Origin of the sequence: Pseudomonas sp. EggHat1 (assembly GCF_014892995.1) — a bacterium.
Classification (GTDB): domain Bacteria; phylum Pseudomonadota; class Gammaproteobacteria; order Pseudomonadales; family Pseudomonadaceae; genus Aquipseudomonas; species Aquipseudomonas chaetocerotis.
Map to the genome: position 1 here is coordinate 558184 of NZ_JACKQK010000001.1, position 13499 is coordinate 571682.

11 protein-coding genes, 2 tRNA genes and 1 pseudogene are annotated in these 13499 nt (G+C 62.5%); 2 read left to right on the forward strand and 12 right to left on the reverse strand.

The features are described from left to right. The first annotated feature begins 5 nt into the window (after positions 1-5). Together INS93_RS02565 and INS93_RS02570 are read left to right on the forward strand one after the other, a co-directional pair. Positions 6-92: transfer RNA gene (locus INS93_RS02565), tRNA-Leu, on the forward strand. 84 nt (positions 93-176) lie between these two features. Next, positions 177-263: transfer RNA gene (locus INS93_RS02570), tRNA-Leu, on the forward strand. A 125-nt stretch (positions 264-388) separates the two neighbouring features. Here the strand turns inward: INS93_RS02570 and INS93_RS24975 are convergent. The 12 genes and pseudogenes from INS93_RS24975 to INS93_RS02625 form a co-directional block, all read right to left on the reverse strand. Continuing rightward, on the reverse strand, positions 389-1273 hold the full coding sequence (locus INS93_RS24975; RefSeq protein WP_420707271.1) for a methyl-accepting chemotaxis protein: 885 nt from the start codon (positions 1271-1273) through the stop codon (positions 389-391). Next, positions 1247-2305 (reverse strand): annotated as a pseudogene (locus INS93_RS24980) (HAMP domain-containing protein); the annotation flags it as partial. The gene INS93_RS24975 and the pseudogene INS93_RS24980, both read right to left, overlap by 27 nt. Before the next feature lie 179 nt (positions 2306-2484). Beyond that, positions 2485-3780 carry an adenylosuccinate synthase gene (locus tag INS93_RS02580; protein WP_192980186.1) on the reverse strand — a complete coding sequence of 432 codons (1296 nt, stop codon included), beginning with the start codon at positions 3778-3780 and terminating at the stop codon, positions 2485-2487. Between the two features lie 56 nt (positions 3781-3836). After that, complete coding sequence (locus INS93_RS02585; protein WP_192980187.1) at positions 3837-5024, reverse strand: ATP phosphoribosyltransferase regulatory subunit; 1188 nt, start codon at positions 5022-5024, stop codon at positions 3837-3839. Positions 5025-5061: 37 nt separating this feature from the next. After that, positions 5062-5247: a DUF2065 domain-containing protein gene (locus INS93_RS02590; RefSeq protein WP_003459207.1), complete on the reverse strand. Its 186-nt coding sequence runs from the start codon at positions 5245-5247 to the stop codon at positions 5062-5064. Positions 5248-5352: 105 nt separating this feature from the next. Then, positions 5353-6222 (reverse strand): protease modulator HflC, encoded by an 870-nt coding sequence (gene hflC, locus INS93_RS02595; protein ID WP_192980188.1) that lies wholly within the window; start codon positions 6220-6222, stop codon positions 5353-5355. After that, the gene (hflK, locus tag INS93_RS02600; protein WP_160019214.1) at positions 6222-7388 is read right to left on the reverse strand and encodes an FtsH protease activity modulator HflK; all 1167 of its coding nucleotides are present in this window, start codon (positions 7386-7388) and stop codon (positions 6222-6224) included. The genes hflC and hflK overlap by 1 nt, the downstream gene beginning before the upstream one ends. Positions 7389-7485: 97 nt before the next feature. Continuing rightward, the gene (hflX, locus tag INS93_RS02605) at positions 7486-8787 is read right to left on the reverse strand and encodes a ribosome rescue GTPase HflX (RefSeq protein WP_160019213.1); all 1302 of its coding nucleotides are present in this window, start codon (positions 8785-8787) and stop codon (positions 7486-7488) included. Positions 8788-8799: 12 nt separating this feature from the next. Next, complete coding sequence (gene hfq, locus INS93_RS02610) at positions 8800-9060, reverse strand: RNA chaperone Hfq (protein WP_003459200.1); 261 nt, start codon at positions 9058-9060, stop codon at positions 8800-8802. 101 nt (positions 9061-9161) lie between these two features. Then, the gene (gene miaA / locus INS93_RS02615) at positions 9162-10133 is read right to left on the reverse strand and encodes a tRNA (adenosine(37)-N6)-dimethylallyltransferase MiaA (protein ID WP_192980189.1); all 972 of its coding nucleotides are present in this window, start codon (positions 10131-10133) and stop codon (positions 9162-9164) included. Positions 10134-10186: 53 nt separating this feature from the next. Then, entirely contained in the window at positions 10187-12067 is a 1881-nt protein-coding gene (gene mutL, locus INS93_RS02620; RefSeq protein WP_192980190.1) for a DNA mismatch repair endonuclease MutL, read from the reverse strand. Continuing rightward, positions 12067-13494 (reverse strand): N-acetylmuramoyl-L-alanine amidase, encoded by a 1428-nt coding sequence (locus INS93_RS02625; RefSeq protein ID WP_226945276.1) that lies wholly within the window; start codon positions 13492-13494, stop codon positions 12067-12069. Before INS93_RS02625 ends, mutL begins: the two co-directional genes overlap by 1 nt. Positions 13495-13499: the final 5 nt, after the last annotated feature.

The following is a 13499-nucleotide window of genomic DNA, read 5'->3' on the forward strand; positions in this document are numbered from 1 at the left end:
TCTGTGCCCAGGTGGCGGAATTGGTAGACGCGCTGGTTTCAGGTATCAGTGACTTAACGGTCGTGGAAGTTCGAGTCTTCTCCTGGGCACCAAATTTCGTGAAGTGGCTTGATAACCCACTTTGCAAATAAACGGATGCAACGCTCCGTGTCGGTAACGACGAACATTGCTGTAGTGCCCAGGTGGCGGAATTGGTAGACGCGCTGGTTTCAGGTATCAGTGACTTAACGGTCGTGGAAGTTCGAGTCTTCTCCTGGGCACCAAATTTCAAAAAACCGAGCCAATGGCTCGGTTTTTTATTGTCCACGAAAAAGCGTGCCACCTCGCAGGGTGCGCCGCCGCGAGCACCCGCCAAGACCTTAGAGCAGCGAGGCGCGCACAGCGCACCCTACACTTTGAACTGCCCCAGACTGGCCTTGAGCTGCGCAGCCAGCTCGTCCAGCGCTCTTGCGTTGCCGGCAATCGCCGCCACTGCCTCGGCCGCACGCTGCGCTTCGGCATGGATGGTTTCGACACGCCCGCGTACCGCTCCCGCCCCTTGCGCCTGATGTGCCGCCGCCTGGGTCGCTGCATTGATGGCGCCATGCACTTCATCCACCGACTGCTGCACCGAGTGCTGCAGGCGTGCACTGTCACGCAGCACCTGCAGACCTTCACCGCCTTGCGCGCCCGCCTGGGCGATGGCGGCAACCGCCTCCTGTGCGCCACGCTGCAGGGCAGCGATATGGGTCTGGATATCGCCGGTGGACTGCTGAGTCTTGCTCGCCAGCGCACGCACCTCGTCAGCCACCACGGCAAACCCGCGACCACTTTCGCCGGCGCGCGCCGCCTCGATGGCGGCATTGAGCGCAAGCAGGTTGGTCTGCTCGGCAATTGACTGAATCACCGTCAGCACCACCTCGATCTGTTCGCTCTGCTTGGCCAGCCGTTCGATCACCGCCGAACCATCGGCCACCCGCGCCACCAAGCCCTCGATCAACGTGGACAGGCGCTGAGCGATAACCGCGTTCTCGTGCGCCGCCTGGCGGATGGTGTCGACGCGCTGCAGCGCATCCTGCATGGCCTGGCTTTCCGCCTGCGCCTCGTCGGCCATTTGCGCCAACGCCTGCAGGCTGCCAGCAACTTCATCGCGCTGCCGGCCGGCCGCGGCCTCGGCTGCCACGCCGCGCTGAGTCAGGCTGCGAATCTGCTCACCCGTGCGCAACGCCACCTCGCCCGACTCTCGCACGATGGGCTGCAGCTTGGCGATGAAGCGATTGACGGCATCGGCCATTTCGCCGACCTCGTCCTGACTGTCGATGCTCACACGCCGCGTCAAATCGCCCTCGCCCGCCGCCAGATCATTGAGCGCCGCACTAAGCAGGCGCAAGCGACTCAGCACTCGCCAACCCAACACAAGGGCGACCACCAGCATTGCCAGCGCCCCGACGATCAAAAGGCCGAGGGCGATGTTCCAGCGCAGCGAATCCGCCGCCACGCGCACCGACTCACCACCGTTGCGTGCCATTTCCTGGGTGTAACGCTCGGCCGACTGCAGACGCTCGCGTAGCGCACCGGTTGCCTCTTCGGAAGCGCCGGCCAGACTGCTATCGACCAACTCACCAGCGCCACTGACCAAAGACGCAAAGCGGCCGTCCAGAGCGGCCAGCTCCTTTTCCACCACATCCAGCGACAGGCCCATCTGCACCTTGCCGATGCGCGAGCCCATTGGATTGATATCAGCCTCGACCACATAAACACGCGGATCACGCGAAGCCGCATCCACCAGCTTCTCCAGCGGCGAGCCACCCTGCCCGGCAGCGACGAGCTCACGCACCTGCGCGTTACTGCGATTGAAGTTGCGCGTCAGGCGCTGACCATCGGCGTCATAGATGATGGCGAACAACACCGCCGGATCCTGCTGGGCGATTCGGGTAAGCGCAGTGAGCGCAGGAATATCCAGATCCCAGATGGACTTCGGCGCCACCCCGGCCAGCAATTGCGCCAGCGCCTGGCCGGACTGCTTGAGATTGCCCTCGAGCACCACACGCAGTTGCGCCTGCTCAGTCTTCAACTGGCCAGAAAGCCCTTCACCCAGGCGAGTGCGGGTACTGCTCGCCAACGCCGCAAGACCCTGGCTCATCTCGCGCTCAGCCATGTTCAGCTCTTCGCCAAGACGGCGGCTCTCACCACCCAGGCGCTGCGCCAGATCCTCGACCATTCCGTCGACCGAGGCGCGCATCAGCCAAACAGCCAAACCGACCTGCACCAACATGGCCAGACCAAGCGCGACGAACACCGGGCGCAACAGACGGCTACGCAACATGGAAACGATGGCGAACACTGGGGACACTCCTCAACAACCGTAATAGCTATAACGGCGACTTCCGGGATTTATTGAATATAAGCAAAGCGCATGCCCAGCTCCTATGCAGGAGCGCCCCTACGGACGGACACAAAAAAGCCGCCCGAAGGCGGCTCCTGTGCGACTCGAGAGCATCTCGATCAGGCAAACGGATGACGCAGCACGATGGTCTCGTTGCGATCCGGGCCAGTAGAGATGATGTCGATCGGCGCACCAACCAGCTCTTCCACACGCTTGATGTAGGCACGAGCAGCGGCCGGCAGGTCTTCCAGGGTCTTGGCGCCCAGGGTAGATTCGCTCCAGCCCGGCATTTCCTCGTAGACCGGCTGCAGGCCAATGTAGCTGTCGGCGTCGGTCGGCGCATCGACCAGCACCTGGCCGTTGGCGTCCTTGTAGCCGGTGCAGATACGGATGGTTTCCAGACCGTCGAGCACGTCCAGCTTGGTCAGGCACAGACCGGAGATGCTGTTGATCTCGATGGCGCGACGCAGGATCACCGCATCGAACCAGCCGCAACGACGGGCACGACCGGTGGTCGCGCCGAACTCGTGACCACGCTTGGCGAGGAAGGCGCCAACATCATCGAACAGCTCGGTCGGGAACGGGCCGGAACCGACACGGGTGGTGTAGGCCTTGGTGATACCGAGGATGTAGTCCAGGTACAACGGACCGAAACCGGAGCCGGTGGCGATACCGCCAGCGGTGGTGTTGGAGCTGGTCACGTAGGGGTAGGTGCCATGGTCGATGTCCAGCAGCGAACCCTGGGCACCTTCGAACATGATGTCGCGGCCGCTACGACGCAGGTCATGCAGCACGGCAGTGACGTCAGCCATCATCGGCTTGAGCAGCTCGGCGTATTCCATGCATTCATCCAGGGTTTTCTGGAAGTCGATGGCCGGCTCTTTGTAGAAATTGACCAGCTGGAAATTGTGGTAATCCAGCAGCTCGCCCAGCTTGGCAGCGAAACGCTCGCGGTGGAACAGGTCACCGACGCGCAGGCCGCGACGCGCGACCTTGTCTTCGTAAGCCGGGCCGATACCGCGACCGGTGGTGCCGATCTTGGCATCACCGCGGGCCTTTTCGCGCGCCTGGTCCAGCGCCACGTGATAGGACAGGATCAGGGGGCAGGCCGGGCTGATACGCAGGCGCTCACGCACCGGTACACCCTTCTCTTCCAGCTTGGTGATTTCGCTCATCAGAGCATCGGGAGCGACGACCACACCGTTGCCGATCAGACACTCGACGCCAGCACGCAGGATGCCAGACGGAATCAGGTGCAGGACGGTCTTCTCACCGTTGATCACCAGGGTGTGGCCAGCGTTGTGACCGCCCTGATAACGCACGACTGCAGCGGCCTGCTCGGTGAGCAGGTCGACGATCTTGCCCTTGCCCTCATCACCCCATTGGGTGCCCAGGACGACGACATTCTTACCCATAAACTTGTCCTCTTCGCGCAAGCTTCGATGCCGGCCGCGGGCCGGCGAAAATGAATTCAGGACGCCAGGGGCGCCACCTGCCAACGTCCATCGCGCAGCGTCAGCAGACGATCACAGCCTGCTTCGCGCGCATCCGCCTCGCTCTGCCCGGGCAGCGCCTGCACCACGCGCTCGCCTTCACCACGCAGACGACGAACGGCCTGCCACAGATAGAGATCATGATTGTCCGGCGCCCAGACACCGCTGACCGCCTCATCCACACGCATGTCACCCAGGGTTACCAAGGTCTTCAGGTCCGTGGAGAAGCCAGTAGCTGGGCGCGCACGACCGAATACCGCGCCGGTATCGTCATAACGACCACCCTGAGCGATGGCACCGCCCTCACCCGGCACGAAGGCCGCGAACACCACGCCGGTGTGATAGTTGTAGCCGCGCAACTCGCCCAGGTCGAAGTACAGCGGCAGCTCCGGATAACGCAGCTCCAGCGCATCGGCGATGGCCACCAGCTCATCGAGCGCAGCGTGCACCGCATCCGGCGCCTCGACCAGAACAGCCTGGGCCAGATCCAGCACTTCCCGACCGCCACACAGCTCGGCGAGCGAACGCAGCATGCTGCCCAGGCCCGCCGGCAACGCGGCGGTCAGGCTCTCGATCTCATCCATGGCCTTGCGCTGCAGCGCATCGAACAGTTGCTGCTCGGCCTCACCGGACAGGCCAGCGGCACGCGCCAGACCACGGTAAATACCGACATGACCGAGATCCATATGAACGTCCGGCACCGCAGCCAGCTCGAGGGTTTCGACCAGCAGGCTGATCACCTCGATATCGCTGGCCGGACTGGCGTCGCCATAGAGCTCGGCACCCAGCTGGATCGGGCTGCGCGAAGTGGTCAGTGCACGCGGCTGCGCATGCAGCACGCTACCGGCATAGCACAAACGGCTCGGCCCTTCGCGGCGCATGGTATGAGCATCGATGCGCGCCACCTGCGGGGTGATGTCGGCACGAAAGCCCATCTGCCGACCGGACAACGGATCGGTGACCTTGAAGGTGCGCAGGTCGAGATCCTGGCCGGCGCCAGTCAACAGGGATTCCAGGTACTCGATATGAGGGGTGACGACGAACTCGTAACCCCAACGTTGGAACAGATCCAGCACCTGGCGGCGTGCCGCCTCGATGCGCGCCGCTTCCGGCGGCAGTACTTCTTCGATGCCATCTGGCAGCAGCCAGCGGTCTACCGTTGCCATTTCGCCATTCCCCTCTCGATCCGGGCGGCACAAGCCTTCAGTGAAGCAGATATAGAAGGGCCGTACCCAGCAGCATGCTGGCCAGCCCCATAAGGCGCAGTCGGCGGTCGGGCAGACGAGCTGCCTGCATGACCGCTCCGCGCCAATGGCGCGGATAGAGGAAGGGCAGGATGCCTTCCAGCACCAATACCAGACACAGTGCGATGCCAAGTTCCTGCCACATGATTCCCACAGACGCAAAAAAGCCGGGATTTTCCCGGCTGCCGCATGATACCACGTTTTACCTCGCGGTCACCCTGGCGACGCATCGCGCCGCCAGGGTTGCCGATCAAGGCCTGGATTTTTCCAGGTAGCGGAAGAAATCGCTGCCCGGGTCCAGCACCAGCACATCACGCTTGTCAGCGAAGCTTTCGCGGTAAGCCTGCAGACTACGGTAGAAGGAGTAGAACTCCTGATCCTGACCGAAGGCGTTGGCGTAGATGGACGCAGCCTGGGCATCACCGTCACCGCGCAGCTCTTCAGCTTCACGATAGGCTTCAGCCAGCAGTACGCGGCGCTGACGATCGGCATCGGCGCGAATACCTTCGGCCAGCTCACGACCCTTGGCGCGGTGCTCGCGGGCCTCACGCTCACGCTCGGTGCTCATCCGCTCGAACACGCTGCGGTTCACTTCGCGCGGCAGGTCGATAGCCTTGACCCGAACATCGACCACTTCGATACCCAGCTCACGCTCGGCGGCGCGGTTGAGGGTCGCGGTCACGTCGGCCATCAGCGCATCACGCTCACCGGATACCGATTCGTGCAGGGTGCGCTTACCGAACTGGTCACGCAGCGATGCTTCCAGACGGCGCGCCAGACGCTCATCAGCGACTTGTTTGATGCCCGAGGTGGACTGATAGAAGCGCTCGGCATCCTTCACCCGCCACTTGGCATAGGCATCGACCATCAGCGCCTTCTTCTCCAGAGTCAGGAAGCGCGATGACGTCGAATCCAGCGTCAGCAGACGACCGTCGAAGATACGCACCTGGTTGACGTAGGGGATCTTCACATGCAGGCCGGGCTGCACATCAGGCTGAACCACTCGCCCGAACTGCAACAGCACCGCACGCTCGGTCTGCGCCACGATATAGAAGCTGTTCCACGCCACCAGGGCCACAACCACGGCCACGATCAGGCCGATCAGGGACTTGTTGTTCATCAACGGCCCTCCCGGGTACGCAGGTTACGCTGGGACATATCGCTGCTCAGCGGCACGGCCGGATCACGCGCTGTCGAATTGCTGCTGTTGGCAGAGCTGGAGGAAGTAGCACCACCACGGCTGTCGATCATCTTGTCCAGCGGCAGATAGAGCAGGTTGTTCTGCCCCTTGTCACCGGTGACCAGAACCTTGCTGGTGTTGCTCATCACTTCCTGCATGGTGTCGATGTACAGACGCTCGCGAGTGATCTCAGGCGCCTTGCGATACTCGGCTACCAGCTTGGTGAAGCGGTCCGCCTCACCCTGGGCGCGAGCGATGACTTCATCACGGTAACCGTTGGCCTCTTCCAGCAGACGCTGGGCCTGACCACGTGCTTCCGGAATCACCCCGTTGGCGTAGGACTCGGCCTGGTTCTTCTCCCGCTGCTCGTCTTCACGGGCACGGATCACGTCATCGAAGGCTTCCTGAACCTCACGCGGCGCAGCAGCACTCTGGATGTTCACCTGAGTGATGGTGATGCCGGTCCGGTAGTTGTCGAGGAAACGCTGCAGGCGCTCACGCACCTCACTGGCCATCAGTTCACGACCTTCGGTCAGCACCTGGTCCATCTCGGTGGAACCCACCACGTGGCGCACGGCGCTATCGGTGGCGTGCTGCAGGCTGACTTCCGGCTGATCGACGTTGAGCACGAAGTCCTGCAGGTTGGTCACCCGGTACTGCACGGTCAGCGGCACTTCAATGATGTTCTCGTCTTCGGTCAGCATGGCGCCCTGCTTGGTATAAGCGCGCTCACGCGTGACGTTTTCCTGGAACTTGCGATCGATTGGCGGGAAATAGATATTCAGGCCCGGACCAACGGTCTCGTGGTACTTGCCGAAGCGCAGCACCACAGCCTGCTCCTGCTCGTCCACCACGTAGATCGCGCTGTACAGCCATACCACCGCCAACAGGCCAAGGCCGACGAACAGCAGGCCGAAGCCACCGCCGCCACTGCGACCAGACTCGTCGTCACCACGTTTCTTGCCACCGCCAAACAGCCCATTGAGGCTTTCTTGCAGCTTGCGGAACGCTTCGTCGAGATCCGGCGGCCCCTGCCGGCCACCGCCTTTGCGGCCGCCCCAGGGGTCTTGATTGTTCGAGTTGCCACCCGGCTCATTCCAAGCCATAGCGTTCTCCGTACTGATAAAGCGAAGGCGCGCCCACGGCGCGCCGGCCAATGCTACCCAAAGCCCTATGATGACAGCAAAGCCACCGTCCCAGGCTTTATTGCAAAGTATGTTGCTCGATGAAGGCTTGAGGCTCCAAACCTTCGCGACTCACCAGGCGATTGAGCTCGACTCGCGGCAAACGTACCGCCAGCAGGCTGCGCCCCAACTCATCATGTTCTTCGCTCTGCACCGCTCCCAGCGCGAAGAATTGCGCACGCAGTCGCCCCAAACGTTGCGGCAACTGCAGCGTAGCGACGAACAGATCTTCGCCCAGCAGCTCCGCCACTGCTTGACGCAACAGCTCGAGACCACGCCCCTCACGGGCCGACAACCAGACGCGCAGCGGCTTGCCATCAGCATCGCGCTGGATCTGCGGCTCGACACCATCCAACAAATCCAGCTTGTTGTATACCTCAAGCATCGGCAACTCGTGTGCCCCGATCTCCTTGAGCACGTTCTGCACCTGTTCGATCTGCGCCATGCGCTCGGGCTCATGGGCATCGATAACATGCAACAGCAGATCGGAGTTGCTCGACTCCTCCAACGTAGCGCGGAAGGCCTCGACCAGCTTGTGCGGCAGGTGACGAATGAAACCCACAGTATCAGCCAGCACGATCGGCCCCAGGTCGTCGAGCTGCAGACGACGCAAGGTCGGGTCGAGCGTGGCGAACAACTGGTCAGCCGCGTAGACCTCGGAGGTGGTGAGGGCATTGAACAGCGTGGACTTGCCAGCGTTGGTGTAACCCACCAGGGAAACCGAAGGGATATCCGCGCGCCTGCGCCCACGGCGCGCCTGCTCGCGCTGACTGCGCACCTTCTCGAGCTTCTGCTTGATCTGGCGAATGCGCACACGTAGCAAGCGGCGGTCGGTTTCCAGTTGGGTTTCACCCGGACCACGCAGGCCGATACCACCCTTCTGCCGCTCGAGGTGGGTCCAGCCACGCACCAGGCGCGTGCTCATGTGGTCGAGCTGAGCCAACTCGACCTGCAGCTTGCCTTCGTGGGTACGCGCACGCTGCGCAAAGATATCGAGGATCAACCCGGTGCGATCGAGCACACGACACTCGAAGGCGCGCTCAAGGTTGCGCTCCTGGCTCGGTGTCAGGGTGTGATTGAAGATGACCAGATCGGCCTCGATGGCCTTGACCTGATCGCGCAGCTCCTCGACCTTGCCACTGCCGATAAGGAACTTGGCAGTCAGACGACTGCTGGGCACGCAAAAGAAAGCGACCATGTCAGCGCCTGCCGACATGGCCAATTCCTGGAACTCCTGGGGATCTTCGCTCGCCTCGGAGTCTTGGCCTTCCAGATGAACCAGGATGGCCCGCTCACCGCCCTCATGACGCTCGAAGAACAATGCAGCCCCCTATCAGGCGTTACCCGGCTCGCCATCGGCCTGCTCGGCATCGCCAGCACTTGGCAGGCGCACCGGACGGCTTGGCACAACGGTGGAAATAGCGTGTTTGTAGACCATCTGGCTGACAGTGTTCTTCAGCAGGATGACGAACTGGTCGAAGGATTCGATCTGGCCCTGCAGCTTGATGCCATTGACCAGATAGATGGAAACAGGGACGCGTTCCTTACGCAGGGTATTCAGGTAAGGGTCTTGTAGCGAATGCCCTTTTGACATGTGCCGCACTCCTTTCGAGGATCAATTTTCAATAATTTTAGTAGGTAAACAATGGCTTCAGGCCGTCCCACCCCCAAGGATAGACGACCAGCGGCAAGGTCTCATTTCAATATGGAGACGCTTTCCAGGTATTTCAAGGCGCGAGACAGATTGTCGCAGGCCAGGCTATCGAGCCAATGCAAGTTCTCCCAACCGCGTAGCCAGGTGAACTGACGCTTGGCCAATTGCCGAGTGGCGATGATGCCACGCTCGACCATATCGTCCCGGGACAGTTCGCCATCAAGGTATTCCCATACCTGGCGATAACCCACCGCCCGTATAGACGGCAATCCCGCGTGCAAGTCACTTCGTCTACGCAGGGCTTCGACCTCTTCCACGAAACCCTGTTCCAACATCACCCGAAATCGTTGAGCGATGCGGTCATGTAAAACCTGACGCTGCGCTGGTGCGATAGCAAGCTGAGCAACAGTATAGGGTAATTGCCCGGCGCCTGATGTGCCCGCATCGGGATTTCCTGCAGCCTGGCGCAGACGATGCTCGGTCATGCTCAGGCCACTCACGCGATAGACCTCGAGCGCCCGGGTCAGACGCTGCGGATCGTTGGGATGGATGCGCGCGGCGGACTCCGGATCGACCTCAGCCAGCTCCCGATGCAGCGCCTCCCACCCTTCGACCGCAGCCCTTGCTTCCAGCTCGGCGCGAATGGCCGGGTCAGCGCTGGGCATATCAGCCAGCCCTTCCAGCAAGGCCTTGTAATACAGCATGGTGCCGCCCACCAGCAGCGGAATACGCCCACGCGCAACGCTCTCCGCCATCGCCGCCAGGGCATCGGCGCGAAATTCCGCCGCCGAATAACTCTCAGCCGGGTCGCGGATATCGATCAGGGCGTGGGGGAATTCATCAAGAATGGCGCGTTCAGGCTTGGCCGTGCCGATGTCCATACCGCGATAGACCAGTGCCGAATCGACGCTGATCAGGTCACACGGCAATACACGCGCCAGCTCCAGGGCCAGGTCGGTCTTGCCGGCAGCGGTCGGGCCCATCAGGAAGAGTGCAGGAGGAAGCGAAGACATCGATATAGCTCGAAACACGAAGACGGGCGCCCCTGGCTCAGGGCGTCATTCAATTACTGACCACGCATGAACAACTTGTCGAGCTGATCCATGCTCAGTTGCGTCCAGGTCGGGCGCCCGTGGTTGCACTGGCCGCTACGCTCAGTCTGCTCCATATCCCGCAGCAGAGCGTTCATCTCGGGAATGGTCAGGCGCCGGTTGGCGCGCACCGCACCATGGCAAGCCATGGTCGCCAGCAGCTCGTTGAGATGTGCCTGGATGCGGTCGCTGGTGCCGTACTCGAGCAGATCGGCCAGCACGTCACGCACCAGCTGGGTGGCCTCAGCCTGTTTGAGCAACGCCGGAATCTGGCGAATCGCCACGGTTTCCTCACCCAGGCGCTGCAGCTCGAAGCCCAAGCGCTGGAACCACTCGCCATGTTCCTCGGCGCAATCCGCTTCGCGCTGGCTGAGGGCGATGGACTCCGGCACCAGCAAGGGCTGGCCGCGCAAGCCTTCACTGGCCATGGCGTGCTTGAGCCGCTCGTAGGTGATGCGTTCGTGCGCCGCATGCATGTCCACCACCACCAGGCCCTGGGCATTTTCGGCGAGGATGTAGACGCCCTTGAGCTGTGCCACGGCGTAGCCGAGCGGCGGAATATCGCCCTGTTCCTGCGGCATCGACTGAGCCTGAGCGCTCGGCAACGGCGAGAAATACTCGCGATACGCAGCCTGGGCTTCGCCAGCGGATACGCCGGGGTTACCTGCAGGCTGCTGGTATCCAGCGCCACTACCGCGCCAGGCCGGCTGCACGCTGGGCGCCGAGGCTTCAAGAATGCTGGCAGCCAGACCCATTTCGCCCTGCGGGCCGAATTCACCTGCAGCCAGGCCGCTCGGGCGCGCCATGGGTGAGATGGCTGCCGGAGCCGCTACCTGATCTTCCGGGCGTACATCGGCCAGGGCGCGATGCAGGGTGCCGTAGAGGAAGTCATGGACCATGCGGCTGTCACGAAAACGCACTTCGTGTTTGGTCGGGTGAACATTGACGTCCACCGTCGACGGATCGATTTCCAGAAACAGCACGAAGGTCGGGTGCCGGCCATTGAACAGCACGTCGCGATAGGCCTGGCGCACCGCATGGGCCACCAGCTTGTCGCGCACCATGCGCCCATTGACGTAGAAATACTGCAGATCCGCCTGACTGCGGGAGAAGGTCGGCAAGCCAACCCAACCCCGCAACCGCAGACCACTGCGCTCGATCTCGATGGGCAGCGCCTGCTCCAGAAAAGCCGGGCCGCAGACAGAGGCGACGCGGCGCGCACGGCTGATTTCGTCGCCAGCCTCGTGCAGGGCGAACACGGTCTTGCCGTTGTGACGCAGATGGAAAGCCACATCGAAGCGCGCCAGCGCCAGGCGCTTGATCACCTCCTGCAGGTGATCGAACTCGGTCTTCTCCGCACGCAGGAACTTGCGCCGCGCCGGTGTATTGAAGAACAGATCTCGCACCTCCACCGAGGTGCCCACTGGATGCGCGGCAGGCTGCACGCGTGGCTCCATGTCGCGACCTTCGGTTTCCACCTGCCAGGCCTGGTCGGCGTCGGCGGTACGCGAGGTCAGCGTCAGGCGCGACACCGAGCTGATCGACGCCAGCGCCTCGCCACGAAAGCCCATGCTGAGCACGGCCTCGAGATCTTCCAGCTCACGAATCTTGCTGGTTGCATGGCGCGCCAGCGCCAGGGGCAGGTCGTCCGGGGCAATACCGCCACCGTCGTCGCGCACCTTGAGCAACTTGACGCCACCCTGCTCGACCTCGACATCGATGCGCCGGGCACCAGAGTCCAGGCTGTTTTCCAACAGTTCCTTGGCGACCGAAGCTGGGCGCTCGACCACCTCGCCCGCAGCGATCTGGTTGGCCAGGCGCGGGCTGAGCAAATGAATACGGGACATGACACTCACTACTGGGCCGCCAGCGCTGTGGCGGGTATCTGCAATGTCTGGCCGACCTTGATCACGTCCCCATTGAGCTTGTTCGCACTACGCAGGGACGCGAGGCTGATCTGGTAGCGCTGGGCGATCAGCGCCAGGCTTTCGCCGCGTGCCACAACATGCTCACGCGGACCCGCAGCGATCTTGCCTTCATCACGCAGCCAGGCAATGTAGGTGCCGGGCGGCGGGTTCTCATGGAAGAACTGCTTGACCCCGGTGGTGATCGAACGCGCCAGCGCCCGCTGATGGCTGGTGGTATGCAGTTTCTTGGCTTCGTTGGGGTTGGAGATGAAACCGGTCTCAACCAGAATCGAGGGAATATCCGGTGATTTCAGCACCATGAAACCTGCCTGCTCGACGCGCCGCTTGTGCAGTGGGGTGATGCCGCTCATGTTCGACAGCACCTTCTGCCCGACGTTGAGACTGGAGGACAGCGAAGCGGTCATCGACAGATCCAGCAACACACCAGCGAGCATCTTGTCCTTGTCGTCGAGACTGACATTGCCGGCGCCACCGATCAGGTCGGACTGGTTCTCGGCGTCGGCCAGCCAGCGCGCGGTCTCGGACGTAGCCCCCCGCTCGGACAGGGCATAGACCGAAGCACCGAACGCAGAGGCTCGCGGCGCCGCGTCGGCATGAATGGACACGAACAGATCGGCACCTTTCTTGCGCGCGATCTCGGTGCGCTTACGCAGCGGAATGAAATAGTCGCCGGTGCGCACAAGCTCGGCACGGAACCCCTTCTCGGCATTGATCTGCCGCTGCAACTCCTTGGAAATGGCCAGGGTCACGTGCTTTTCATACTGCCCCTTGACCGGCGAAAGCGCACCCGGATCCTCACCGCCATGACCCGCATCGATGGCGACGACGATATCGCGCTTGCCATTGGGCACAGGCGTCAACTTGGGTGGTGGCTGGGTCGGCGTGACCGGTACAGGAGGTGCGCCAGGGGCAATGCTGGGCGTCTGCGTGGCGGGCGGCGCACTGCCCTGATCGAACAGATCGACCACAAGGCGATGACCATATTGCTGGTTCGGCGCCAAGGTGAAGCTTTTGGGCGAGACCGGCGCCGACAAGTCGATGACCACGCGCAGATCGTCAGCGCTGCGCTGGGCCGAGCGTACGCCGGTGATCGGGGTGTTGGCGAGGGAAAGCTGCTCGAGACTGGTAGCCAACTTGGCGCCATTGACGTCGATAACGATGCGATCAGGAGCGGCCAGAGTAAACACGCTGTGCTGCACAGGGCCAGACAGATCGAAAACCAGTCGGGTATTGTCCGGGGCACGCCAAAGGCGCACGCCACGCACATCGGAGGCAGCCAACGCCTCGGCAGCCAGGGCCGCCAACAACACCCCAACAGCGGTAACCAGCGCGCCTATGCGCATAACCAACCCCATCGTTT